25 protein-coding genes are annotated in these 25,214 nt (G+C 60.3%); 13 read left to right on the top strand and 12 right to left on the bottom strand.

Translation table 11 applies throughout. The features are described 5' to 3' along the window. Positions 1–79: 79 nt before the first annotated feature. Positions 80–739: a YggS family pyridoxal phosphate-dependent enzyme gene (locus tag PMI07_RS05390; protein ID WP_007751105.1), complete on the bottom strand. Its 660-nt coding sequence runs from the start codon at positions 737–739 to the stop codon at positions 80–82. Positions 740–936: 197 nt separating this feature from the next. Here PMI07_RS05390 and leuS point away from each other — a divergent pair, with 197 nt between their 5' ends. The 3 genes from leuS to holA are packed head-to-tail and all read left to right on the top strand — an operon-like array spanning position 937 to position 5,136. After that, complete coding sequence (gene leuS / locus PMI07_RS05385) at positions 937–3,567, top strand: leucine--tRNA ligase (protein WP_007751106.1); 2,631 nt, start codon at positions 937–939, stop codon at positions 3,565–3,567. After that, positions 3,557–4,117: a hypothetical protein gene (locus PMI07_RS05380; protein WP_007751107.1), complete on the top strand. Its 561-nt coding sequence runs from the start codon at positions 3,557–3,559 to the stop codon at positions 4,115–4,117. Before leuS ends, PMI07_RS05380 begins: the two co-directional genes overlap by 11 nt. Then, entirely contained in the window at positions 4,105–5,136 is a 1,032-nt protein-coding gene (holA, locus tag PMI07_RS05375) for a DNA polymerase III subunit delta (RefSeq protein ID WP_007751108.1), read from the top strand. Before PMI07_RS05380 ends, holA begins: the two co-directional genes overlap by 13 nt. Before the next feature lie 10 nt (positions 5,137–5,146). Here the strand turns inward: holA and PMI07_RS05370 are convergent, their stop codons facing one another. The 8 genes from PMI07_RS05370 to hemE form a co-directional block, all read right to left on the bottom strand. Beyond that, positions 5,147–6,025 (bottom strand): ParB/RepB/Spo0J family partition protein, encoded by an 879-nt coding sequence (locus PMI07_RS05370; protein ID WP_007751109.1) that lies wholly within the window; start codon positions 6,023–6,025, stop codon positions 5,147–5,149. Between the two features lie 29 nt (positions 6,026–6,054). Beyond that, entirely contained in the window at positions 6,055–6,846 is a 792-nt protein-coding gene (locus PMI07_RS05365; protein ID WP_007751113.1) for a ParA family protein, read from the bottom strand. A 15-nt stretch (positions 6,847–6,861) separates the two neighbouring features. Continuing rightward, complete coding sequence (gene rsmG / locus PMI07_RS05360) at positions 6,862–7,479, bottom strand: 16S rRNA (guanine(527)-N(7))-methyltransferase RsmG (RefSeq protein ID WP_007751116.1); 618 nt, start codon at positions 7,477–7,479, stop codon at positions 6,862–6,864. Beyond that, positions 7,479–9,359, bottom strand: a complete 1,881-nt coding sequence (mnmG, locus tag PMI07_RS05355) for a tRNA uridine-5-carboxymethylaminomethyl(34) synthesis enzyme MnmG (RefSeq protein ID WP_007751118.1) — start codon at positions 9,357–9,359, stop codon at positions 7,479–7,481. Before mnmG ends, rsmG begins: the two co-directional genes overlap by 1 nt. A 45-nt stretch (positions 9,360–9,404) precedes the next feature. Continuing rightward, on the bottom strand, positions 9,405–10,712 hold the full coding sequence (gene mnmE, locus PMI07_RS05350; RefSeq protein ID WP_007751124.1) for a tRNA uridine-5-carboxymethylaminomethyl(34) synthesis GTPase MnmE: 1,308 nt from the start codon (positions 10,710–10,712) through the stop codon (positions 9,405–9,407). Between the two features lie 87 nt (positions 10,713–10,799). Next, positions 10,800–12,065: a transcription termination factor Rho gene (gene rho, locus PMI07_RS05345; RefSeq protein WP_105404823.1), complete on the bottom strand. Its 1,266-nt coding sequence runs from the start codon at positions 12,063–12,065 to the stop codon at positions 10,800–10,802. Between the two features lie 194 nt (positions 12,066–12,259). After that, a complete protein-coding gene (gene hemJ, locus PMI07_RS05340) occupies positions 12,260–12,805 on the bottom strand; it encodes a protoporphyrinogen oxidase HemJ (RefSeq protein ID WP_007751130.1) in 546 nt (181 codons plus the stop codon). Beyond that, positions 12,802–13,836 (bottom strand): uroporphyrinogen decarboxylase, encoded by a 1,035-nt coding sequence (gene hemE / locus PMI07_RS05335; protein ID WP_007751134.1) that lies wholly within the window; start codon positions 13,834–13,836, stop codon positions 12,802–12,804. The genes hemJ and hemE overlap by 4 nt, the downstream gene beginning before the upstream one ends. Positions 13,837–14,240: 404 nt before the next feature. Between hemE and PMI07_RS05330 the strand changes: the two genes are divergently transcribed. The 5 genes from PMI07_RS05330 to dnaQ are packed head-to-tail and all read left to right on the top strand — an operon-like array spanning position 14,241 to position 17,867. Beyond that, positions 14,241–15,062, top strand: coding sequence for a pyruvate, water dikinase regulatory protein (locus PMI07_RS05330; protein WP_007751136.1), 822 nt, complete (start codon positions 14,241–14,243; stop codon positions 15,060–15,062). Between the two features lie 32 nt (positions 15,063–15,094). Continuing rightward, positions 15,095–15,688 carry a Maf-like protein gene (locus PMI07_RS05325; protein ID WP_007751138.1) on the top strand — a complete coding sequence of 198 codons (594 nt, stop codon included), beginning with the start codon at positions 15,095–15,097 and terminating at the stop codon, positions 15,686–15,688. Next, positions 15,681–16,541: a shikimate dehydrogenase gene (locus PMI07_RS05320; RefSeq protein WP_007751140.1), complete on the top strand. Its 861-nt coding sequence runs from the start codon at positions 15,681–15,683 to the stop codon at positions 16,539–16,541. Before PMI07_RS05325 ends, PMI07_RS05320 begins: the two co-directional genes overlap by 8 nt. Beyond that, positions 16,538–17,170: a dephospho-CoA kinase gene (gene coaE, locus PMI07_RS05315; RefSeq protein ID WP_007751141.1), complete on the top strand. Its 633-nt coding sequence runs from the start codon at positions 16,538–16,540 to the stop codon at positions 17,168–17,170. Before PMI07_RS05320 ends, coaE begins: the two co-directional genes overlap by 4 nt. Next, a complete protein-coding gene (dnaQ, locus tag PMI07_RS05310; protein WP_007751143.1) occupies positions 17,163–17,867 on the top strand; it encodes a DNA polymerase III subunit epsilon in 705 nt (234 codons plus the stop codon). The genes coaE and dnaQ overlap by 8 nt, the downstream gene beginning before the upstream one ends. Positions 17,868–17,919: 52 nt before the next feature. On the opposite strand, the gene secB is transcribed toward dnaQ, so the two are convergent. Both secB and PMI07_RS05300 read right to left on the bottom strand, forming a co-directional pair. Continuing rightward, positions 17,920–18,396, bottom strand: coding sequence for a protein-export chaperone SecB (gene secB, locus PMI07_RS05305; protein ID WP_007751154.1), 477 nt, complete (start codon positions 18,394–18,396; stop codon positions 17,920–17,922). Between the two features lie 84 nt (positions 18,397–18,480). Beyond that, on the bottom strand, positions 18,481–18,996 hold the full coding sequence (locus tag PMI07_RS05300) for an FxsA family protein (protein WP_007751157.1): 516 nt from the start codon (positions 18,994–18,996) through the stop codon (positions 18,481–18,483). A 126-nt stretch (positions 18,997–19,122) separates the two neighbouring features. Between PMI07_RS05300 and PMI07_RS05295 the strand changes: the two genes are divergently transcribed. From PMI07_RS05295 to gyrB, 5 genes are all read left to right on the top strand, one after another. Further along, on the top strand, positions 19,123–19,821 hold the full coding sequence (locus PMI07_RS05295; RefSeq protein ID WP_037085578.1) for a Tim44/TimA family putative adaptor protein: 699 nt from the start codon (positions 19,123–19,125) through the stop codon (positions 19,819–19,821). After that, positions 19,818–20,936 carry a murein transglycosylase A gene (locus tag PMI07_RS05290; protein WP_007751164.1) on the top strand — a complete coding sequence of 373 codons (1,119 nt, stop codon included), beginning with the start codon at positions 19,818–19,820 and terminating at the stop codon, positions 20,934–20,936. Before PMI07_RS05295 ends, PMI07_RS05290 begins: the two co-directional genes overlap by 4 nt. Continuing rightward, entirely contained in the window at positions 20,933–21,514 is a 582-nt protein-coding gene (locus PMI07_RS05285) for a Smr/MutS family protein (protein ID WP_007751167.1), read from the top strand. Before PMI07_RS05290 ends, PMI07_RS05285 begins: the two co-directional genes overlap by 4 nt. Continuing rightward, positions 21,511–21,876 (top strand): helix-turn-helix transcriptional regulator, encoded by a 366-nt coding sequence (locus tag PMI07_RS05280; RefSeq protein WP_007751168.1) that lies wholly within the window; start codon positions 21,511–21,513, stop codon positions 21,874–21,876. The genes PMI07_RS05285 and PMI07_RS05280 overlap by 4 nt, the downstream gene beginning before the upstream one ends. Positions 21,877–22,014: 138 nt before the next feature. Next, positions 22,015–24,450, top strand: a complete 2,436-nt coding sequence (gene gyrB, locus PMI07_RS05275; protein ID WP_024163579.1) for a DNA topoisomerase (ATP-hydrolyzing) subunit B — start codon at positions 22,015–22,017, stop codon at positions 24,448–24,450. Positions 24,451–24,587: 137 nt separating this feature from the next. Here the strand turns inward: gyrB and PMI07_RS05270 are convergent, their stop codons facing one another. Beyond that, positions 24,588–25,187, bottom strand: a complete 600-nt coding sequence (locus PMI07_RS05270; RefSeq protein ID WP_037085258.1) for a nitroreductase family protein — start codon at positions 25,185–25,187, stop codon at positions 24,588–24,590. Positions 25,188–25,214: the final 27 nt, after the last annotated feature.

Here is a 25,214-nt window from a genome sequence, read left to right as displayed (position 1 = left end):
GGAATGACCAATCTAGGGTGCTCGGGAGGTGCCGGGAAGCCCGACGAAAGCGCTAGGCGCCGCTTGGCAAAAGCCTATTTCAGCGCGATCCGAAGATGGCCGAGCCGACCCGGACGCTGGTCGCACCGAATTCGACAGCCGTCTCGAAATCGCCGGACATGCCCATGGAGAGTTTTTCGACACCGCATTCCTTGGCGAGCTTGGCAAGCAATGCGAAATGCGGCCCAGGATTTTCCTCGGCGGGCGGAATGCACATCAGCCCCTCGACCGAAAGCCCGAGTTCCTTGCGGCAGAGCTCCACGAAGGCAACGGTCTCTTTCGGCTCGATACCAGCCTTCTGCGGCTCCAGCCCGGTATTCACCTGCACATAGAGCTTCGGTGCCTTGCCCTGTTTCCTGATCTCGTCGGCAAGCGCGCGGGCGATCTTTTCCCGATCCACCGTTTCAATGACGTCAAACAGCGCCACGGCATCCGCGGCCTTGTTCGATTGCAGCGGCCCGATCAGGTGCAGTTCGAGATCCGGCGTCTCGGCCTTGAGTTCCGGCCACTTGCCCTGGCTTTCCTGTACGCGGTTCTCGCCGAACACCCGCTGCCCGGCCGCAATCACCGGGCGGATGTCTTCCGCATCGAACGTCTTGGAAACCGCCACAAGCGTCACCGACCCCGCCGGCCGCTTCGAAAGGCGCTCCGCCTTCCCGATCCGCACCTTTACATCCCGCAGCCGTTCTTCGACGCTCATGACCCCATGCCTTCCACTTTTACTGAAGCCTTCCGCTTTTCTTGCAAGCTCAGCGCTTAGCCCTCATATAAGGCTCTGCCAAGGGTGTTTCGCCCTGAACTTGGCCTTTCCCGACCCTGTAAAACTTGACGCTTGCAGGGTTTCATGGTGAAGGTCTCGCCCGACTCCTGATCCTGTTTTCCCGGAATATCATTGAAATGGCGACTGAACGTTATAATCCGCGCGATGCCGAGCCCCGTTGGCAGCAGACCTGGAACGATGCCAAGGTTTTCGAGACCGACAACAGCGATCCGCGCGAAAAATACTACGTTCTAGAGATGTTTCCCTATCCATCGGGCCGCATCCACATGGGCCATGTGCGCAACTACGCCATGGGCGACGTGGTCGCCCGCTACAAGCGCGCCCGTGGCTTCAACGTCCTCCACCCGATGGGCTGGGACGCCTTCGGCATGCCGGCCGAAAATGCGGCCCGCGACAACAAGGTGCATCCGAAGGCCTGGACCTACCAGAATATCGAATCCATGAAGGCGCAGCTGAAGGCCATGGGCCTGTCGCTCGACTGGTCACGCGAATTCGCCACCTGTGACGTCGAATATTACCAGCAGCAGCAGCACCTCTTCCTCGACATGATGGAAAAGGGCCTGGTCTACCGCAAGCAGTCCAAGGTCAACTGGGACCCGGTCGACCAGACGGTTCTCGCCAACGAGCAGGTCATCGACGGCCGCGGCTGGCGTTCCGGCGCGCTGGTGGAACAGCGTGACCTGGTGCAGTGGTTCTTCAAGATCACCGATTTCAGCCAGGACCTGCTGGACGCGCTCGACACCCTCGACCAGTGGCCGGAAAAGGTCCGGCTGATGCAGAAGAACTGGATCGGACGCTCCGAAGGCCTGACGATCCGCTGGGAAATCGTCAGCTCGACGGCACCCGCCGGCGAGAGCGAAGTCGTGGTCTACACGACCCGTCCCGACACGCTGTTCGGCGCCTCCTTCCTGGCGATCGCCGCCGATCATCCGCTGGCCAAGGCCGCAGCCGCCCAGAATCCGGCTATCGAAGCTTTTGCCGAAGAATGCCGCCATCACGGAACCTCGCTCGCAGCGCTGGAAACAGCCGAAAAAAAGGGCATCGACACGGGCATCCGCGTCAGGCACCCGCTCGACCCCTCCTGGGAGCTGCCGGTCTATGTCGCCAATTTCGTGCTGATGGATTACGGCACGGGCGCCATCTTCGGCTGCCCGTCCGGCGACCAGCGCGACCTGGATTTCGCCCGCAAATACGGCTTGGCCGTGGTCCCGGTCGTCATGCCGAAGGATGGCGATGCCGCGACCTTTACCGTCGGCGATACCGCTTATGTCGATGACGGCGTGATGATCAACTCGCACTTCCTGGATGGCAAGACGACGGACGAAGCCTTTGCGATCGTTGCAGACCGCCTGTCGGAAACGCTTGTCGGCAATATGCCGCAGGGCGAACGCAAGGTGAATTTCCGCCTGCGCGACTGGGGCATTTCCCGCCAGCGCTACTGGGGCTGCCCGATCCCGGTCATCCATTGCGATGACTGCGGCGTCGTACCGGTGCCGAAGGCCGACCTGCCGGTGAAACTGCCGGACGACGTCACCTTCGACCTGCCCGGCAACCCGCTCGACCGCCATCCGACCTGGCGCCACATCGCCTGCCCGCAATGCGGCAAGGATGCCCGCCGCGAGACCGACACGATGGATACGTTCGTCGATTCGAGCTGGTATTTTACCCGCTTCACGGCACCCTGGGAAAAGAACCCGACCGATCCGGCCGTCGCCAATCGCTGGCTGCCGGTCGACCAGTATATCGGCGGCATCGAGCACGCGATCCTGCATCTGCTCTATTCGCGCTTCTTCACCCGCGCTATGCGCGAAACAGGCCATGTGGACGCCAAGGAGCCCTTCAAGGGCCTCTTCACTCAGGGCATGGTCGTGCATGAAACCTATCGCCGCGGCTCCGGCCCGAACGGCGAATGGGTCGCTCCGGCTGATATCAAGATCGAGGAGGTCGACGGCAAGCGCCGCGCCACCATGCTGAAGGGCGGCGAGGAGGTGACGATCGGCTCGATCGAGAAGATGTCGAAGTCGAAGAAGAACGTCGTCGATCCGGACGATATCATCGCCTCCTACGGCGCTGACACGGCCCGCTTCTTCGTGCTGTCCGACTCTCCGCCGGACCGCGACGTCATCTGGTCGGAAGCCGGCGTCGAAGGCGCGCATCGTTTCACCCAGCGCCTGTGGCGCCTGATTTCCGAGGCCTCCGAGAACCTCGTGGGTGTCGATCCGGCGCCGGCTAAGGATGGTGAGGCGCTGGCGATCTCGCAGCTCGCCCACAAGACGCTGAAGGCAGTTCAGGGTGACTACGACAAGCTCTCCTTCAACAAGGCAGTGGCACGCATCTACGAGCTGGTGAACGCACTTGCAGCGCCGCTCGGCCGGGTCGCAGCCGGCGAGGGCGACGCCGTCTACCGCGCTGCCGTCCGCAACGCCTCGGAGATCCTGATCCAGCTCGTCGCCCCCATGACGCCGCATCTGGCCGAAGAATGCTGGGCGGCTCTGGGTAACGGGGAGCTGCTCTCCCTGGCTGCCTGGCCGCAATATGACGAGACCCTCGTCATCGAGAACGAGGTCACACTGCCGGTCCAAATCAACGGCAAGAAGCGTGGCGAATTGACAATCGCGCGCGACGCGGATCAAAGTGCGGTCGAAGCTGCGGTTCTGGCGCTGGATGCGGTCAAGGCGGCACTGGAAGGCCGGGCGCCGAAGAAAGTCATCGTCGTCCCACAGAGGATCGTAAACATTGTCGTTTGACCGCTCTCTTCGTCGTTTCGGGTTCGTATCCGGCCTGATAACGCTGACACTCTTGGCCAGCTGCCAGGTCCGCCCGCTTTATTCCGAAGCTTCCGGCACCGGTGAGCGGCTGGCCTCGGTCGGCTTCGAGCAGCCCCATAGCCGCATCGATCAGGTTGTCCGAAATCATCTGATTTTCCTGACCTCCGGAGGCGCCGGCGAGTCGGCCCATCCGGCGTACGACGTGAAGCTGACAACCAAGAGCACGGCTTCGAGCATCATCGACGACGAGGACGACGACAACGTCTCCCCGACCGGCATACCGCTTCCCGGCCGCGTCCAGGTGGAAGGCACCTATACGATTACACGCATCAACGACGGGCAGATCCTCAAGTCCGCGAAGCGTGAAGTCGTGTCGCTCATCGACGTCCCGGGCCAGGGCTTCGCGAAACTGCGCGCCGTTCGCGATGCCGAAAACCGCGCCGCAAGAGAGCTTGCTGAATTCATCCGCGCCGAGATCGCCATCGTGCTTTCGCGCGAACCTCAGCCGCAGACGGTATGGCAGAAGTAAAGTCCCACGAATTCGATCGTTTTGCCGAGAAGAGTGCGGAACTCTACAAGATCTTTGTGATCTATGGCCCGGATCGGGGCCTGGTTTCGGAACGCGCAGCCCTGCTCGCGGGCAAGACGGGCGTTTCACAGGACGACCCGTTCGCCATGCTCAAACTCGACGTATCGGACCTCCAGGGCGATCCCGGCCGGCTTTTGGACGAGGTCAACTCGCTCGGCCTTTTCGGCGGTTCCAAGCTCGTCTGGCTGCGTGGTGCTGCCAACGAAAAGCCTCTTCTCGACGCGATGCAGGTTCTTGCCGACGGCCCGGCTCCGGCCAATATCCTGATTATCGAGGCCGGCGACCTCAAGAAGGGCAGCGGGCTGCGCAAGATCGCCGAACCTTCGCGGTCGATCGCCGTCATTCCCTGCTATGCGGATGATGTGAAGGCCTTGAACAGCCTCATCGATTCGGAACTCGGAAGCGAAGGCCTCAGGATCACTCCAGCCGCTCGGCAGAGGCTTCTGGAACTGCTTGGCGGGGATCGCGTCGCCTCCCGCAACGAAATCCGCAAGCTGGCACTGTATTGCCGCGGAATGGGCATGGTCGAAGAGGAACATATCGACGAGATCATCGGCGATGCGAGCGCCGTTTCCGCGGACGAGGCCGTCGATGCGATCCTCAGCGGTGACCTTCCCGGCCTGCATCGCGCCATCCAGAAGGTCGTCGCATCGAAAACCCCGGTTTTTCTCGTCCTGCAATCCTGCCTGAAACAGTTCCAGCTGCTGGATCTGATGAAGGCGGAAATGGAGGAAAAGAAGCTTCAGACCGCCCAGGTCATGATGACGCTCGGCCGTCATATTCACTTCAAGCGCAAACCGCTCATAGAAAAGGCGCTGAGAACATGGAGTTCGCCGGCGCTGGCGCGCGAAACGGAAAGATTGCAGGCCGCGATCCTGATGTCGCGCCAGAAGCAGACCCTGGAACCCAATATCGCGTTCCACACCCTGATGGCCACGGCAATTCAATCAAGCCGTTGAATTTATTACGCTATCTACGTTCCAGAAGACGGCAGATCTCCTCGAGCTGCTCCAGCGTCCTATAGCCGATCCTGATCTGACCCCCACCGTTCTTGTGGTTGATCTTGACTTCCAGCCCGAGTGAATCGGAAAGAGTCCGCTCAAGCGCCAGCGTATCGGAATCTTTTTGTTCCGCTTTCGAAACGGTAGGCTCCGACTGCGCCTTGATATCGTTCTGAGCCAGTTTCTCTGCATCACGGACCGACATGCCCTTGGCAATGATGGTGCGCGCCAAAGAAGCCGGATCGGATGTAGTAATCAGCGCGCGGGCGTGACCGGCCGAAAGGCTGCCAGCCGCCAGCATATCCCGAACTGGCTCGGGCAATTTCAGCAGACGGAGGCTATTGGCCACGTGGCTTCGGCTTTTGCCGATAATTTCGCCGAGATCGTTCTGAGTATAACCGTGCTCCGCAATCAGCTGATCATATCCCAGCGCCTCTTCCAGAGGGTTGAGGTCGGAACGCTGAACGTTTTCAACGATCGCGATTTCAAGGGCCGTCCGATCATCGACATCACGAACGATGACCGGTATCTCGATCAGGCCGGCAAGCTGCGCAGCACGCCAGCGACGTTCACCGGCGATGATTTCATATTGATTGGCGCCTCGCGGCCGAACGACGACCGGTTGAACAATCCCATGCTGGCGAATGGAGCTTGCCAAATCCTGAAGTTCGCCCTCGTCGAAACTCCGACGCGGATTCTTTGGGTTGCGAGACACATGTTCGATCGGAACCATACGGTCCGGGTTGACACTCCGGGCGCCGCTATTGACGGGCGTCGCCTGGTCCATTTCGCCGATGAGTGCCGCTAGGCCGCGCCCCAGGCGCCGTTTCGAGAGATCGTCGTTCATTCTCACTACTCACTTGGTCTACAGGGCCTTCAGGCAGCCTTGCGCCTGCGTTCCCGCTGGATGACTTCGGAAGCCAGCTGCAAGTAAGCCTGACTGCCGGCGCATTTCAGATCGTAAAGGATAGCCGGCTTTCCGTAAGACGGCGCTTCCGATACGCGAACATTGCGGGGAATCAACGTGTGATAGACTTTTTCACCGAGATGGGCCCGCACATCATTGACGACCTGCTGCGCGAGGTTGTTGCGCGCGTCGAACATGGTCAGAACGATACCCTGGATATCGAGCGACGGATTGACGCTGCGGCGCACCTGGTCGACAGTTTCGAGAAGTTGGCTTAAGCCTTCCAACGCGAAGAACTCGCACTGCAGGGGAACAAGGATGGAATGAGCTGCCGCCATCGCGTTCATCGTCAGCAGATTGAACGAGGGCGGGCAATCCAGCAGAATATAGGAATAGGCCAGGGCGTCATCACCCTCCAGCGCCCGCCGCAGCTTGAAAGCTCGATCGGAAGCCTGAGAGATCTCCATCTCGAATCCCAGCAGGTCCATCGTCGACGGAACGATATGGAGGTTGGGAACAGCCGTTTCCAATGCCGTTTCGGTGATGGAGTTGTACCCCATCAGGAGATCATAGGACGAAAGCTTGCGATCTCGGCGCTCGATACCCAAGCCGGTACTGGCATTCCCCTGCGGATCGAGATCCACAATCAGAACACGCTCGCCGATGGCAGCGAGCGCTGTTGCCAGGTTGATTGCCGTCGTCGTCTTGCCCACACCGCCTTTTTGGTTGGCAATCGTGATAACCCGATTTCTTTCAAACATGCCGCACCTGAAAATCTAGGGTTCTTTGTGCCTTAAATTGCTGATTTCGAGAATAACTGAATCTGGCTCGACGGCACTTGGATGTTTTATCAGATCGAATGCCCAACGACCACGGGCTTTCTCGATTTCCGCCGCGTAATCCCGGCCTTTATGAAAAAAAGCTCTTGTATCTTTGCCGATCATCCAGCCGGATGTGTAGGAAAGAAGCAGATCGAGTTCGGCAAGAGCTCTTGCGGAGATCCGATCGCAGACCGGGAGAGCCGCTGAGGCCGCCTCGATTCGCAGAGGATGAACCGATCCTCTTGCGCCCGTCTCATTGAGAGCGACGCGAAGGAAGGCAGCTTTCTTCTGGTTGCTTTCAACCAGATGAACCCATCCTTCCTGCGTCGCGGCAAGAAAGATTGCCGTTATAACGCCTGGAAATCCACCTCCGGAACCGAGATCAAGCCATTTACAGGGCTGAGGAGAGAGTTGGAAGATCTGAGCGCTGTCAGCGATATGCCGTCGCCACAGCTCATCCAGCGTAGACGGCGCAACGAGATTGATGGTCTTCGCCCACTTCTGGAAAAGCGCTGCAAAATGCTCAAGCTTCTCCTGCGTTTCACGTGAAACACTCTTGCCGTTCAGGAGCATTACAGGACTCGCTTGACGCGATGCGGCGCAGCTTCTTCCTTGCGAAGCAGTGCCAGGATGAGTGCAAGGGCCGCCGGCGTCATCCCGTCGACCTTGGAGGCCTGCGCCAGATTCGCCGGATTTGCCGCTGTCAGTTTCAGCTTCAACTCGTTTGAAAGTCCAGGAAGTCCTGTAAAATCAAAGCCTTGCGGGATGGCGCGGGCCTCGTCTCGATGGGTGGCATGGATATCGGCCGCCTGCCGGTTCATGTAAACCGCATAGGATGCCTCGATCTCCAAGGCTTCACCGACTTTGGGCGAAAGTTGCGCCAATTCGGGCCAGATGGCTGTGAGCGCGTTCAGCGATTGATCGGGATAGGCCAGCAGCTCATAAGCAGTCCGGCGCTGCCCGTCCTTGTTGAGCTTCAATCCATGCCCATTGGCTTCATTCGGCGTCAGGTTACGGGACCGGAGAAGCTCCCGGCCATTGTCTAGCGCCTTCATATAGTCCCCGAACTTCATCGCCCGCTCAGGCCCGACACAGCCCAGTTCGATCGCCTTTCCGGTCAATCGAACATCTGCGTTGTCAGCCCGCAGCGAAAGGCGATATTCGGCGCGTGAGGTAAACATCCGATAGGGCTCGGTCACCCCGCGGGATGTCAGATCGTCGACCATGACGCCGATATAGGAATCCGCCCGGCTAAAGTGGTAAGCTTCGCCACCGGACGCCTTGCGTGCAGCATTCAGTCCCGCAACCAGCCCCTGTGCCGCAGCCTCCTCATAACCTGTCGTGCCATTGATCTGACCGGCGAGGAAAAGGCCTGGGATCTTCTTGACTTCGAGTGCAGCGGTCAACTCGCGGGGATCTACGTGATCGTATTCGATCGCATAGCCTGGCTGGATAATCGTCACCGATTCCAAACCTGGAATGGTACGAATAAACGCTTCCTGCACATCGGCGGGGAGGGAGGTCGAAATCCCGTTTGGATAGACGGTCGAGTCGTCCAGGCCTTCCGGTTCCAGAAAGATCTGATGCCCGTCCCGCTCGCCGAAGCGGACGATCTTGTCTTCGATTGAAGGGCAATAGCGCGGGCCGACACCTTCGATCTGGCCGGAATACATCGCCGAGCGATGAATGTTGTCCGAGATGATCTTATGAGTCGCATCCGTGGTGCGGGTGACGCCACAGGCAATCTGCGTTGTCGTAATCCGGTCGGTCATGAAGGAGAAGGGCACCGGATCCTCGTCCGCTTCCTGGCGGCCAACCCGTGCCCAGTCGATCGTATTTCCGTCCAGCCGGGCAGGGGTACCGGTCTTCAGTCTGCCGAGATGCAATCCGAACCGCGAAAGAGTTTCAGACAATCCGAGGGAAGGGGCTTCTCCTGCGCGACCGGCGGGGATCTTCTGGTCACCGATATGGATCAAACCTCGAAGGAAGGTACCCGTCGTCAGGACAATCGTTCCGCATCCGAATCGGCGGCCGTCCTTGAGTTCAACGGCAGCTACGCGTTTATCTTGGATCTCGATGTCAAACGCATCGCCTTGGATCACCGTGAGATTGGGATGGTTCAAGATCCCGCGCTGCATCGCCTGCCGGTAAAGCTTGCGGTCGGCTTGCGTCCGCGGCCCACGCACCGCGGGCCCCTTCTTGCGGTTGAGAAGCCGGAATTGAATGCCGGATGCATCGGCCACCCGCCCCATCAGCCCATCGAATGCATCGACTTCACGCACGAGGTGACCCTTGCCGAGCCCGCCAATCGCCGGATTGCAGGACATGACGCCGATCGTTTCCCGGCTATGCGTTATCAGCACGGTTTTCGCACCCATGCGAGCGGCAGCACTCGCAGCCTCGCATCCGGCATGTCCGCCACCGATGACGATTACGTCGTATGTCGTTTCCATTTACCCACCTTATGAAACCGCGCGAGGCGCCCTGTTTCACGTGAATCACTTGCCGATGCAGAACTGCGAAAAAATCACATCCAAGAGCTGCTCCACATCGACCCGGCCGGTGATGCGGCCCAGCGACGATGCCGCGGCCCGAAGGCTCTCGGCTCGAAGATCAAGCTCCCGGCCGTTTAGCGCTTCTGCGATAAAATGGGAAGCCTCTTTCAGGTATTGAAGATGCCGCTGTCGATTGGGGACGAGAGACCCGGACCATGTTTCCCGAAGTTTTTGCAGGATCAGGGAACGCAGTTCCTCCAATCCATCTCCCGTCTGGCTGGAAATGATGAGGTCGTATCGAGCCGATTGCCCGCGCGCATCCGCCTTGGTGCCCACCCTCAGAACGTCGGCTTTCACATCATCAAGAACATGTTTCGAGTCCGAATCGATTTCTTCGAGCTGCAGAACAAGGTCCGCCTGCTCGATTGCTATCCTTGCCCTGCGCACGCCTTCCTGCTCCACGCGGTCATCACTTTCGCGCAGCCCAGCCGTATCGAAGAACCGGACGAGATAACCCTCCATATCGATGTCAATATGCAAAAGGTCCCTTGTCGTCCCGGCGATCTCGGTGACGATGGCAACGTCGCGTTTCGCCAGCGCGTTGAGAAGGCTGGATTTTCCGGCATTGGGCGGACCGGCGATGACCACCTTGTATCCGTCGCGAATGATCTCCCCGGCTTTCGCGGAAGCGATATGCTCCTCGATCTCGAGATAAAGATCAGCCACTTCCGCCCAGACCCGTTCCGAAACCGATCCCGGAACATCGTCCTCATCGGCGAAGTCGAGTTCTGCTTCGATCAAGGCCCGCGCACGGGTCAATCTCTCGGCCCAGGCCATATAGAGCGCCGACTGTCCGCCAAACCCCTGCTCCACGGCCAGACGGCGCTGCATCTCGGTCTCGGCCGCAATCAGATCCGCCAGTCCCTCGACCTCCACGAGATCCATCTTGCCGTTCTCGAACGCCCGGCGGGAAAATTCGCCGGCTTCGGCCAGACGAAGCCCTTCAACAGCCTCCAGTTCCTGGTAGACCGCCGAGATGACGGCGCGGCTGCCATGCAGATGTATCTCTACACAATCCTCGCCGGTGAACGACCCGGGGCCGGGAAAGGTCAGTACGAGACCTTGGTCGATGACCAGACCGTTGCGGCTCCGAATCGTTCTAAGCCCCGCCTTCCTGTCCGCAGGCAGTTCTCCAGCCAGACTGACCGCCGCCTGAAAAGCCCGCGAGCCGCTCAGCCGCAGGACCGCAACACCCGCCGGCGGGGTGCCGCTGGAGAGGGCATAGATCGTATCAGTGTCTGCCTGGGCCATGGGACCAATGTATCAGAAGCGGCTCTAAACTGAAAAGCGCCCGGCAAAAACCGAGCGCTCCGTATCTGTCGTGAATCCGGCTAAGGATCAGGTATTCATCGAGTCGAAGAAATCGCCGTTGGTCTTCGTCTGCTTCAGCTTGTCGATCAGGAACTCGATCGCATCCGTGGTGCCCATCGGGGCAAGGATACGGCGAAGCACGAAGATCTTCTGAAGATCCTGGCGCGGCACCAGCAGGTCTTCCTTACGCGTACCGGACTTGAGAATGTCCATGGACGGGAAGATGCGCTTGTCGGCGACCTTCCGGTCGAGCACGATTTCCGAGTTGCCGGTACCCTTGAACTCTTCGAAGATGACTTCGTCCATGCGGCTCCCGGTATCGATCAGCGCCGTGGCGATGATCGTCAGCGATCCACCTTCTTCGATATTACGCGCGGCACCGAAGAAACGCTTCGGGCGCTGCAGGGCGTTGGCGTCCACACCGCCCGTCAGCACCTTGCCGGAGGAAGGGACAACGGTGTTGTAGGCGCGGCCGAGGCGGGTGATCGAATCGAGCAGGATGACAACGTCACGGCCGTGCTCGACGAGGCGCTTGGCCTTTTCGATCACCATTTCGGCGACCTGCACGTGGCGCACGGCTGGTTCGTCGAAGGTGGAGGAAACGACCTCGCCCTTGACCGAACGCTGCATGTCGGTGACTTCTTCCGGACGCTCGTCGATCAGCAGCACGATCAGATAGCATTCCGGATGATTGGCGGTGATCGAATGGGCGATGTTCTGCAGGAGAACGGTCTTACCGGTGCGCGGCGGCGCGACAATCAGACCACGCTGGCCCTTGCCGAGCGGCGCCACCAGATCGATGACGCGGGCGGAGAGATCCTTGGAGGTCGGAACTTCCAGTTCCATCTTGAACCGCTCGTTCGGATAGAGCGGCGTCAGGTTATCGAAGTGGACCTTGTGACGGATCTTTTCCGGGTCGTCGAAATTGATCGTGTTGACCTTGAGAAGGGCAAAATAACGCTCGCCTTCCTTCGGACCGCGGATCGGGCCTTCGACCGTATCGCCGGTCTTCAGCGAGAAGCGGCGGATCTGGGAGGGTGAGATATAGATATCATCGGGACCGGGCAGATAGTTTGCGTTCGCGGAACGCAGAAAACCAAACCCGTCCTGCAAGACCTCGACCACGCCTTCGCCGATGATTTCGACATCCTGGCTCGCCAGAACCTTGAGGATCGCGAACATCAGCTCCTGCTTGCGCATCGTGCTGGCGTTCTCGACCTCCAGTGATTCGGCGAAGGTCAGCAAATCGGTAGGGGATTTGCTTTTGAGTTCTTGAAGCTTCATTTCAGCCATGAAGGGGGGGACCATATTGAGAATTTCGGGGGAATGTAGGCGTGTCGGTGAAATTCGCTACCGCGGAAGATGAACCGGGGACGACGGGAAATTACACGCATGCCACGAGATGAGATGGTGAGGAAAATAGCGATTCACGTGGAACGCCGCAAGGGGGAAGACGGAAATCTTGCGAAAGAAAGAATTTCCTCGCGTCAGAACGGTTTCACGATCACCAGAATGACGATCCCGATCATCAGAACGGTCGGGACTTCATTCATCAAACGCCAGTAACGCGGCGTTTTTCGCGGACCATCGACCGCGAAGTTGCGCACCGCGCGGCTGAACAGCACATGCACCATTGTGAGCAGCACGACAAGCCCGATCTTCGCATGCAGCCAGCCGCCGCGAAATTCGTAGACGTCCCAGGCGAGGTAGAGACCAAGAACCCAGGTGATCATCATCGCCGGGTTCATGATGATTTTCAGGAGCCGCTGTTCCATCATCTTGAAGGTTTCGGACTGCGCTGAACCCGGCTCGGCATCGCTGTGATAGATGAACAGCCGCGGCATGTAGAGCAGGCCCGCCATCCAGGACATCACCGCGATGACGTGGAAAGCCTTGATGTAGAGGAGGAAGTCATCCGGCCGGGCGAGATAGACCGTTACCAGGATGGCGACGAAAACGGCAAGTGCGATGAAGGCCCGCAGTGCCGACCGCCGACCGGCCGCAGTGCCCGTCTGCCGCTCTTCCCCGCTCACGCTCCGGCTCCGCGCACCCGCTCGATCAGCTTGGCCACATGATCCGGATTGGCTTCAGGCGTGATGCCGTGGCCGAGATTGAAGATCAGCGGCCCTTGCCCGAGTGTGTCGAGAATGGCGTCGATCCCGTCCTCCAGCGACTTGCCACCGGCAACCACCCGCATCGGATCGAGATTGCCCTGGACCGGACCATCCTTCTGCAGCTCGGCCGCAAACGACAGTGGCACCGACCAGTCGAGGCCGATCGCATCCGCCTTGGTCTTCTGGCGGTAGGATTTCAGGTTCAGACCGGCACCCTTGGCAAAGGCGATGATCTTTGCCTGGGGTCGCTGGCTGCGAACGATCTCGATCATCCGGGCAACGGGTTTCACGGCATAGGCTTCAAATTCCTTTTCCCCGAGCACACCCGCCCATGAATCGAAGATCTGCACGGCATCCGCGCCCGCATCGATCTGAGCGATCAGATATTCGGCGGAGATTTCGGCAAGCACGGACAGCAGCCTCTCGAAGGCTTCCGGATGCCGATAGGCAAACAGCCGGGCAGGGGCTTGGTCGGGCGTCCCGTGGCCGGCGATCATGTAGGTGGCAACCGTCCAGGGCGCACCACAGAAACCAAGCAGGGTCGTTTCCTCAGGCAGCTCCCGCCTCAACCGGCGAACCGTTTCCATGACCGGAGCGAGATGGGCAAGAACCCCTTCGCCTTTCAGCGCGGAAATACCGGCAGCGTCGATCGGATCCATCTGCGGGCCTTCGCCCTGCACGAACCGTACGTTCCGATGAAGCGCATCCGGAATGACGAGGATATCGGAAAACAGGATCGCCGCATCGAAGCCGTAGCGCCGGATCGGCTGCAAGGTCACCTCGACAGCCAGATCCGGCGTGTAACAGAGATCGAGAAAGCTCCCTGCCGTGGCCCGCGTCTCACGGTATTCCGGCAGATAACGTCCTGCCTGTCTCATGAGCCAGACAGGTGGTGGACTGACGGTTTTGCCTTCCAGCACCTGGATGATCTTCCGGTATGCGCCGGTCAATGGGTTCTCCCTAAAAATATAAGAAATGAATCTTACTAGGTTTCTATTTCTTAGAGTCGGTGAGTAGCAAGGATTAAAGTCAAATCACAGCCGACGCGACGATCCGCCGCTTTATCTCCGCTTACGGAACAGAAAATCGCCAACGAGGCGCTCTTCTTTGGACAGCCTGGATTCCGCAAGCTATTTCAGGAGGATGACAGGAGCTGGGATTAGGCGCTATCTGTGGATAAGCTGGGGAGGAAAAAGAACGGCAATGACCCTGTCCCCAGAACGCACAAGCCAGTCTGATCCGCATCCGCGAGATATGCGAATGTGGAAAACCGGGCGGTTTTCCCGAGGCCGGGTCCGGGCCTGGGAGAACCCGATGGTCTCTCCCGAGTTATCAACAAAGGGTTAAGTTTAGCGTGGAGAACAGAAAAAACTTCTTCCATCTGCACCTCATATCTGACTCCACGGGTGAGACTCTCATCTCCGCCGGCCGTGCCGCCTCGGCGCAATTCCAGTCGTCGCTGGCGGTGGAGCATGTCTATCCGCTGATCCGCAACCGGAAGCAGCTGCTCGCGGTGCTCGAAGCGCTCGACCGCGAACCGGGCATCGTCCTTTATACCATTGTCGATCAGGAACTGGCCGGGCTCATCGATCAGCGTTGCCGGGACATGGGCCTGCCCTGCGTCAACCTGCTGGAACCGGTGATGGCGACATTTCAGGCCTATCTCGGTGCTCCGTCCCGGCGTCGTGTCGGCGCCCAGCACGCGCTCAATGCGGATTATTTCAAGCGCATCGAAGCGCTCAATTTCACAATGGATCACGACGACGGCCAGATGCCGGAGGATTACGATGAGGCGGATGTCGTGCTGATCGGCATCAGCCGCACGTCGAAGACCCCGACCAGCATCTATCTCGCCAACCGTGGCATCAAGACCGCCAACATCCCGATCGTGCCGGGCGTCGATCTGCCGGACAGCCTCTACCGCGCCACCCACCCGCTGATCGTCGGCCTCGTCGCCACGACCGACCGGATCAGCCAGGTGCGTGAACACCGCGAACTCGGTGTCACCCAAGGTTTCGACCGGCGCCATTATACGGACCGTGCAACGATCAACGAGGAGCTGAAATATGCCCGCGCGCTGTGCGCCCGCCAGAACTGGCCGGTCATCGACGTGACGCGCCGGTCGATCGAGGAGACGGCCGCCGCAATCGTTGCGCTGCGCCCGAAGCTGCGTTAAGCGAATCCGCGCGCAGCTCTTGGGAGATTTTCGTGACAGTGCCTCTCGTACTTGCCTCCTCCAGCCCCTTCCGCCGGATGCTGATGGAAAATGCCGGCCTCGCTTTTGAAAGCCGCGCGGCCGAGATCGACGAGCGGAAGATCGAGGCGGGGCTTGAAGGTGCCACCCCTGACCAGGTGGCGCTGGCGCTTGCCAAGGCAAAGGCGATCGACGTGAGCGCACATCTTGCAGGCGCGCTGGTGATCGGCTCGGACCAGACCATGTCGCTCGGAAGCCAAGTCTATCACAAGCCGAAAACGCTTGCCGAAGCGAAGGAGAACCTGCTCTCCCTCTCAGGCAAGACCCACCGCCTGAACAGTGCAGTCGCTTTTGTGCAGGATGGTGAAATCGCCTGGGAACATGTCGCCCATGCGGACCTGACCGTCCGGGATTTGAGCGAAACCTTCGTGGACCGCTATCTGTCGCGCGTCAGCGAAAAGGTCTACGGCAGCGTCGGGGCCTATCAGCTGGAGGGAGAGGGCATCCAGTTGTTTTCCAGAATCGAGGGCGACTACTTCACCATTCTTGGCCTGCCCATGCTGCCTCTCCTTGAGAAGCTGCGCGAACTGGGGGCGATCGATGGCTGATTCACGTGAAACATTTTTGGTTAATGCTTTCGTAACCGGCTGGCCGGTGAAGCATTCCCGCTCGCCGCTGATCCACGGCCATTGGCTGAAACAGTTTGGAATTGCCGGGTCCTACAGGGCAGAGGCTATCACCGAAGCAGATTTTCCCGCCTTCATCAAATCCCTGAAAGAGGGCCGTTCCGGTTTTCGCGGCGGCAATGTCACCATCCCCCACAAGGAACTCGCCTTCAAGCTGGCCGACCGGCCGGACGATCTGGCGGAAGAGCTTGGGGCGTCGAACACGCTCTGGATGGAAGACGGACTGTTGCACGCCACCAATACCGACGGTCATGGGTTCACCGCCAATCTCGATGACCGCCATCCTGGCTGGGACAAGACCGGCCGGGTCGTGATCTTCGGCGCCGGCGGTGCAAGCCGCGCCGTCATCCAGGCGATCCGCGACCGCGGCATCGGGGAGATTCACGTGGTCAACCGGACCGTTGCGCGGGCTAGAGAACTTGCCGACCGCTTCGGCGTGAAAGTTCATGCCCATCCGGTCGAAGCGCTGAATGAGGTTATGACCGGCGCCGGCCTGTTCGTGAACACGACATCGCTCGGCATGGACGGCAGCGAAGCGCCTGATATCGACTACTCGCCGCTGGCGTTCGGGGCTGTTGTCACCGATATCGTCTACGTACCTTTGAAAACTCCGCTACTCGCCCAGGCCGAAGCGCAGGGTTTTCCCATCGTCGACGGGCTCGGCATGCTGCTGCACCAGGCGGTGCCCGGTTTCGAAAAATGGTTCGGCCGCCGCCCGGTGGTCGACAAGGCACTGCGGGACCTCGTCATCGCCGATATGGAAAAACACGCATGATCGTCATCGGCCTGACCGGCTCCATCGGAATGGGAAAATCGACGACCGCGAAAATGTTCGCGGAAGAGGGCGTCCCGGTGAATGATGCCGATGCCGTCGTCCATGATCTCTATCGCACCGATGCGGTGGCACCCGTCGGCGAGGTGTTTCCCGGTACCATCAAGGACGGTGTCATCGACCGCCAGGAACTGTCCCGCCAGCTTTCGGCGTCACCAGAGAAATTCCCGGTCCTCGAGGCCATCGTCCATCCGCTGGTCCGCCAGCGCGAAGTCGATTTCCTGACCCGATACAGACAGGCCGGCACCGATCTCGTGCTCCTCGACATCCCTCTTCTTTTTGAAGTGAAGGGCGAAGATCGCGTCGATGTCATCGTCGTCGTTACCTGTGATCCACAGATACAGCGCGACAGGGTGCTTGCGCGGCCGGGCATGACGGAGGAAAAATTGGCGATGATTCTCTCCCGCCAGATGCCCGATGCGGAAAAACGCAAAAGAGCCGATTTCCTCATCGACACGGGCCTCGGACTGGAGGCGGCGAGGGAGCAGGTGCGCGCAATCATTGCGTCCCTGAGAGCTGGCCTGAGGACTGGTAAGACGAGCCCCAAGGAAGAGAACGACCCACATGCGTGAGATCATCTTCGATACGGAAACCACCGGCCTCGAATCGAAAGTCGACCGGGTGATCGAAATCGGCGGTATCGAGCTGATCAACAATTTCCCGACCGGCAGAACGCTGCATCTCTATATCAATCCGGGCGACCGCAAGGTTCATCCGGACGCGCTTGCCGTGCACGGCATTACTGACGAATTCCTGAAGGACAAGCCGAGCTTCGGGGATGTCGTCCAGCAGATCATCGATTTCTTCGACGGCGCCAAATGGATCGCCCATAATGCGACCTTCGACATGGGCTTCATCAACGCCGAATTCGCCCGTCTCGGCTTGCCGCCGGTGATGTCCGACCAGGTCATCGATACGCTGGCCATGGCCCGCCGCAAACATCCCATGGGTCCGAATTCGCTCGATGCCCTCTGCCGCCGTTACGGCATTGACAATGCCCATCGCACCAAGCATGGCGCGCTGCTCGACTCCGAACTGCTCGCCGAAGTCTATATCGAGATGACCGGCGGCCGTCAGACGGCGCTCGGCCTGATGGGCAACGAGCGGTCGGCGACGGCGGTCGAGGTCGAGGAAGTTGTGATCGAGGTTGCGGGTCGCCCCCGGCCTCTTGGCCCCCGGCTGACCGAAGCGGAGCTGGAGGCGCATGCCGCCATGGTGACGTCTCTGAAGGACAAGGCGGTCTGGCTGAAATACGGAACGGCCGAATAAAAAAGCCCGGGTCGAAGCCCGGGCTCTTTCGTCAAATCTGGAAAATTTTTGCTTAGCTGTCCAGCACCTGAACCTTGGAACGGGCCTGTTCCTCGGCCATGCGCTGCGTGAACATCTGCGCGAAATCGATCGGGTCGATCATCAGCGGCGGGAAACCGCCGTTGCGGGTCACGTCGGCGATAATCTGGCGGGCGAAGGGGAACAGCAGGCGCGGGCACTCGATGAAGAGCAGCGGCAGCATGTGCTCCTGCGGGAAGCCGGTGATGCGGAAGACGCCGCCATAAACCAGCTCGGCCGCGAAGACGACCTTGTCGCCATCCTTGGCTTCGGCGTTCAGCGTCAGGATAACGTCGAAATCGGCCTCGGAAAGCGGATTGGCATTGACGTTGACATTGATGTTGATCGCCGGCGCCTTGTCGCGTGACTGCAGCGAACGCGGAGCGCCCGGGTTCTCGAAGGAGAGATCCTTGGTGTATTGCGCCAGGATGTTGAGGGACGGCGTTTCGGCCTGGTTGTTATCGTCTGCCATTGGATTTCCTCGAGGCTTTGGAGCGTTGAGGCCCTCTAACATTTCGCTTGGGGGCTTACAACCCTGACCAACCGGCCGAACTCCTCAGGGTTCCTTGCTTTTCGGCCCGACCCAGGGCGACGAGGGATCGGGATCGCGATGATAGTCCTCTTCATCGAGATCGACCACCGGCCCCGTCTTTTTGGCCTCTGGCGAAGGCCTTGCACTTTCGTAACGATAGCTTTCGCTGCGCGGCGAACGGACGACGACGATGCGGCGGCCGATCATCGACCAGATGAGGCTGCGCACGAAGGGAATGAACAGTGCCAGGCCGATGATGTCGGTCAGGAAACCAGGCAGCAGCAGCAGGATGCCGGCCACCACGATCATCGCGCCGTCGATCAGTGCGCGGCCGGGCGCGCGGCCGTCGCGGCTCTCGGTCGAAATCTTCCTCAGGATCTGGGTGCCCTGGTTGCGCAGCAGAATGGCTCCGAGCACCGCCGTGCCAATCACCAAGCCGAGCGTTACCCAGAGGCCGAGCGCTTTGCCGACGAGCACGAAGCCCGCGATTTCGGCGAGCGGCCAGCCGATCAGAAAGAGCGGCACGAGAAAGAAGCGCATGATATTCCCTGTGTCGTGATATTCGGTTGCGCGCAAAGCGCTAACGTCTTCGCCATTTGAATGATAGGCGTATGCAGACTATATGAGAAACTGCACCGAATATTTAAACGCCAAATGCGGGTTAAGATGGGCTCCAACGACTTTATAACACTCTTTTTCCTTGTCGCAGCGGTTCTGATCTTCCTGCAACTGCGCAGTGTGCTCGGACGCCGGACGGGAAGCGAGAAGCCGCCGTTCGATCCTTACAGCCCCCGCGACGTCGCGAAAAATCCGGGCGGCGATGACGGCAAGGTCGTGACCCTGCCGCGCCGGGATGCCACGGAAGACGAGCAGCGTTATGCGGATGTCGATGCTGTCGCCAAGCCCGATACGCCACTCAACGCAGCGCTGCGCGAAGTGGTCAAGTCCGACCCCTCGTTCCGTCCCCGCGAGTTCCTGAACGGCGCCCGCATGGCTTACGAGATGATCGTCATGGCCTTTGCGGACGGCGACCGGAAGACGTTGAAGGGTCTTCTTTCGAAGGAAGTCTTCGATGGTTTCGACACGGCGATCACCGACCGGGAATCCCGCGGTGAAGTGGTGAAATCCACCTTCGTCGGCATCGACAAGGCGGATATTACCCATGCCGCAGTCAAGGATGCCGAGGAACAGATCACCGTCCGGATCGTCAGCCAGCTCATTTCCGCCACCTATGACAAGGCCGGCGCACTGATCGACGGCGACCAGGAGACCGTGGCCGAAGTCACCGATATCTGGACTTTCGCCCGCGACATCCGCTCCCGCGATCCGAACTGGAGACTTGTCGCCACCGAATCCGAACAATGACCTTCAGCTCTGCGGACTATACTCTTCGGCCGGTCGCCTTCTCCGATCTTGCGGGGTGGAATGACGATGATCCGACCGCGCTCTTTGCCGGCATGCGCGCGTCGCTGGAGCATATCCGCAAGGTCAAGCCCTATCGAACCGGGTCGCTTGGCCTGACGGCCGAAGAACTTGCAACTCTCATCGAAGCCGCCCGGGACCTCCCGGGCGATCCCGTTTCTGCCCGGGCCTTTTTCGAAACCCATTGCACGCCCTTCCTGATTTCGCGCAACGATGGCCGGCGCGGTTTCGTCACCGCCTTCTACGAGCCGGAGATCGAGGTTTCGGAAACGCGCGACGATGTCTGGGTTCATCCGTTTTATTATCGCCCCGACGATCTCATCGATCTCGACGACACGAACCGGCCGGCCGGATTGGACTCCGGCTACATGTTCGGCCGGCGGACGCCTGATGGAATCGAGCCCTATCCGGATCGCGGCGAGATCGATCGTGGTTTTCTCGAAGGCCGCGGCCTGGAGATCGCCTACGCGAAGTCCAAGGTTGATGTTTTCTTCATCCATGTTCAGGGCGCTGCGAGGCTGAGATATCCGGATGGAAACATCCGGCGGATCACCTATTCCGCCAAGGCGGGTCATCCGTTCTCGCCGATCGGCAAGCTGCTGATCGACCGCGGCGAGATCGATCCTGCCAAGATTTCCATGCAGAGCATCCGCGCCTGGCTGGCCGAGAATCCGGCTAAGGTTGATGAAGTGCTCTGGCACAATCGCTCTTACATATTCTTCCGGGAAGCGGATGTCTCCGATCCGTCACTCGGGCCGGTGGCTGCCGCCAAGGTGCCGCTGATCCCGGGGCGTTCGCTGGCGGTCGATCGCCAGATCCACACATTCGGTTTTCCCTTTTTCATCCGGTCCGAAACGCTGACCCACATGGATGGGGGCAAACCCTTCGCGCGGCTGATGCTGGCGCTCGATACCGGCTCCGCGATCGTCGGCTCAGCCCGCGGCGACATCTTTACCGGCTCCGGCTTCGAGGCGGGCGAGCTTGCCGGAACGGTGCGCAATGACGCGGATTTCCATATCCTCATCCCCAAGGCAGCGGCTGTCAGGTACGGCGGATGAAGGGCGGTCGCAAACTCGATCCGGAAGAGCGGATATTGTGGGGCAGGGTTGCCAAGTCCGCCCGCGCCCTGCCTGGCCGCATGAAGGAAATCCTGGAATTCGAGGAAGCCGAAGCCGCAAAGATTGCCGCGGAAGAGGCAGCCGTCCAAGCCGCAAAGCCGAAGCCCGCGCCGCGGCAGGAAAGCCATGCAGTCGAACTGCCGGCGCCCGTTCCGTCCAAGCGCCCCGTGGGTTCTCATCAGCCTCTCGAAAAACCGGTCAAGAAGAAGCTCGCCAAGGGCCGGCTGCCGATCGATGCCCGCCTCGATCTGCATGGACTTTTCCAGGGCGAGGCCCACGACCTGCTTCTCGACTTTCTGCTGAGAGCGCATGAACGCGGACTTCGCCACGTCCTGGTGATCACCGGCAAGGGCAGTTCGATGGGCAGTGAAGGTGCGCTTCGCCGCGCCGTGCCCCTGTGGTTTTCGAAAGCCGAGTTCCGCTTCCTGATTTCGTCCTACGAATGGGCGGCGCGCCATCACGGCGGGGAGGGCGCCATGTATGTGCGGCTCTCCCGTGGCCGGGGAGATCGGGAATGACTCCCTTCGGCCATGCACTGAGAGAGCTTCGCCGCCGCAAGGGTATCACCCAGCGCGAGCTGGCCGAGGCGATCGGGGTCACCCCCGCCTATCTCTCGGCCCTGGAGCATGGCAAGCGCGGCCGCCCGACCTTCGAACTGCTGCAGCGGATTGCCGGTTATTTCAACGTCATCTGGGATGAGGCGGAGGAGCTTTTCCGGCTCGCCGATGCCTCGCATCCGAAAGTCGTGCTCGATACGGCGGGTCTGCCGCCGTCCTATACGGGCTTTGCCAACCGGCTGGCGCAGCGGATTCGCTCTTTGCCGCCGGACGTGATAGAGGAAATGGACACGCTCCTCAAAAAAGCCGAGATGCGGGGCTGAATTCTGTACGCATCCACGGCTTTCGTGCCGTATTGGCGAGGCCCAACCTTTAGAAACCGCACCGATTTCCCTATATTCTAAGGGTGGAATGGCCGGTGATTCGCTTAACCGGCATCTCAAACGAATTGGAAGATACTGATGACCGATACACCCGTCAGCGATAATGGCGCGAGTGCCGAATATGGTGCCGACTCGATCAAGGTTCTGAAGGGCCTCGATGCCGTTCGCAAGCGCCCCGGCATGTATATCGGCGATACGGACGACGGCTCCGGCCTGCATCACATGGTCTACGAAGTCGTCGACAACGCAATCGACGAGGCGCTGGCCGGCCATGCCGACCTGGTGACCGTGACGCTCAACGCCGATGGCTCCGTTACCGTGACGGATAACGGCCGCGGCATCCCGACCGACATTCACACCGGCGAAGGCGTCTCCGCCGCCGAAGTGATCATGACCCAGCTGCATGCGGGGGGCAAGTTCGACCAGAACTCCTACAAGGTCTCCGGCGGCCTGCACGGCGTCGGCGTCTCGGTCGTCAACGCGTTGTCCGTCTGGCTGAAGCTGCGCATCCGCCGCAACGGCAAGCTCCACGAGATTTCCTTCACCCACGGCGTTGCCGACGGCCCGCTCAAGGTCATCGGCGAATACGAAGGCCGCTCCGGAACCGAGGTTACCTTCCTCGTCAGCTCCGAAACCTTCACGATGACCGAATATGACTACGGCACGCTCGAGCATCGTCTGCGCGAACTGGCCTTCCTGAATTCCGGCGTCAGAATCCGGCTCACGGACAAGCGCAAGCCGGATATCAAGGAAGAGGAGATGCTGTATGACGGAGGTCTTGAAGCCTTCGTCCGCTATCTCGACCGTTCCAAGAAGGCGCTGGTCGACAAGCCCGTCACCATCAAGGGCGAGAAGGACGGCATGACCGTCGAAGTGGCCATGTGGTGGAACGACAGCTACCACGAAAACATGCTCTGCTTCACCAACAACATTCCTCAGCGCGACGGCGGCACTCATATGGCCGGCTTCCGCGGCGCCCTGACGCGCCAGGTGACGTCCTATGCGGACAGTTCCGGCATCACCAAGAAGGAAAAGGTCACGCTGCAGGGAGAAGACTGCCGCGAGGGCCTGACCGCGGTTCTCTCCGTCAAGGTGCCCGACCCCAAGTTCTCGTCGCAGACCAAGGACAAACTCGTGTCGTCGGAAGTTCGGCCGGTGGTCGAAAGCCTGATGAACGAAGCCCTGAGCACCTGGTTCGAGGAACATCCGACCGAAGCGAAGATCCTCGTCGGCAAGGTGGTCGAAGCGGCCGTCGCCCGCGAGGCAGCGCGCAAGGCCCGCGAACTGACCCGCCGCAAGGGTGTGCTCGACATCGCCTCGCTGCCCGGCAAACTCGCCGACTGCTCCGAGCGCGATCCGGCCAAGTCCGAACTTTTCCTCGTCGAGGGTGATTCCGCCGGCGGTTCGGCCAAGCAGGGCCGTTCGCGCGAAAACCAGGCGATCCTGCCGCTGCGCGGCAAGATTCTGAACGTCGAACGCGCCCGTTTCGACAAGATGCTGTCCAGCCAGGAAATCGGCACGCTGATTACCGCGCTCGGCACGTCGATCGGCAAGGACGAGTTCAACGCCGACAAGCTGCGTTACCACAAGATCATCATCATGACGGACGCCGACGTCGACGGCGCCCATATCCGAACCCTGCTTCTGACCTTCTTCTTCCGCCAGATGCCGGAACTGATCGAACGCGGCCATATCTATATCGCCCAGCCGCCGCTCTATAAGGTCAGCCGCGGCAAGTCGATCCAGTACCTGAAGAACGAAGTTGCCCTGGAAGAATATCTCATCACCATGGGCCTCGAGGAAGCGACCCTGACGCTCGGCTCCGGTGAAGTTCGGGCCGGTGCGGATATGCGCGAAGTCATCCAGGATGCCCTGCGTCTCCGTGCCCTGGTCGAAGGCCTGCATTCTCGGTACAGCCGTTCGATCATCGAACAGGCCGCGATCGCTGGCGCTCTCAATCCGGAACTCACCGACAATCGCGAACGGGCTCTGGAGACCGCCGCCGAGGTTGCCCGTCGCCTCGACATGATCGCCGAAGAGACCGAACGCGGCTGGTCCGGCCATGTGACGGACGAGGGTGGCCTGCGTTTCGAGCGCATGGTGCGCGGCGTCAAGGAAGTCGCCGCCGTCGACGTGGCGCTGATCGGCTCGGCCGATGCCCGCCATATCGACCAGATGACCACGCGCCTGCAGGAAATCTACCGCACCCCGCCGGTCCTCACCCGCAAGGATGGACAGCAGGAAATGTCCGGTCCCCGCGCGCTGCTGGAATCGATCTTCGCGACGGGCCGCAAGGGTCTTTCCATGCAGCGCTACAAGGGCCTCGGCGAGATGAATGCCGAGCAGCTCTGGGAAACGACGCTCGATCCGAACGTCCGCTCGCTGCTGCAGGTCAGGGTCAACGATGCGACCGACGCCGACGGTCTCTTCTCGCGTCTGATGGGCGACGAAGTCGAGCCGCGCCGCGAATTCATCCAGGAAAACGCGTTGAGCGTCGCCAACCTCGACATCTGAGGTCGAAATCTTGAAAACAAAAAGCGGCGGCCCGTCGGACCGCCGCTTTTTGTTTGTCCAGCTCAAAAATGTTTCACGTGAATCTTTCCTGTGGATATGGATTCACGTGAAACAATTCTTAAAAGACGGCCTGATGCTCAGGGCTCTCCGGTAAACTTCCCTTCGAAGGCGATTTCCGAAACCGGCTTGCGCTTGCTCGGGAACTCCCGATCGGCAAGATCGTCGGGAAGCGTGGCTCTGTCGGCCATGCGACCGATCGCAGCTGCCGCCTCGACCCGGTAGCCTTCCGGAATCCCCAGCACCTCGACGGCCTTTTCCTTGTCGAAACCCTCCATGCCGTGGGCGTGGTAACCGAGCTTCATCGCCTGCGTGATGACCGAAAACCAGGCCGCACCCGTATCGTAGGAATGGGTATAGGCGAGCCGGTGTTCGCCATTGCTGGCCACGCGATAGGTCTTCGAGACGACGATCAGGAGCGCCGCCGCATGCTGCGCCCAGCGCTGGTTACCCGGCGAAAGAATGTCGACGAGCACCGGAAACGACGGCGTGCCGCGCAGCGCATAGATGAAACGCCAGGGCTGGTTGTTGCCGGAGGAGGGCGCCCAGTGGGCAGCATCGAGAATCGTCAGCATGGTCGCCTGATCGATCGTCTCCTGGGTAAACGCTCTGGGCGACCAGCGGTCGAGGAAAAAGGCATCGATCGGAAATTCCGAATCGCGGGTATTGCTGCTGGTCATGGCATCCTCTGAGATCTGCAGGCGGGG

The sequence above is a fragment of the Rhizobium sp. CF080 genome (assembly GCF_000282095.2).
Taxonomy (GTDB): Bacteria; Pseudomonadota; Alphaproteobacteria; order Rhizobiales; family Rhizobiaceae; genus Neorhizobium.
This window is presented reverse-complemented; position numbering and strand designations above follow the sequence as displayed.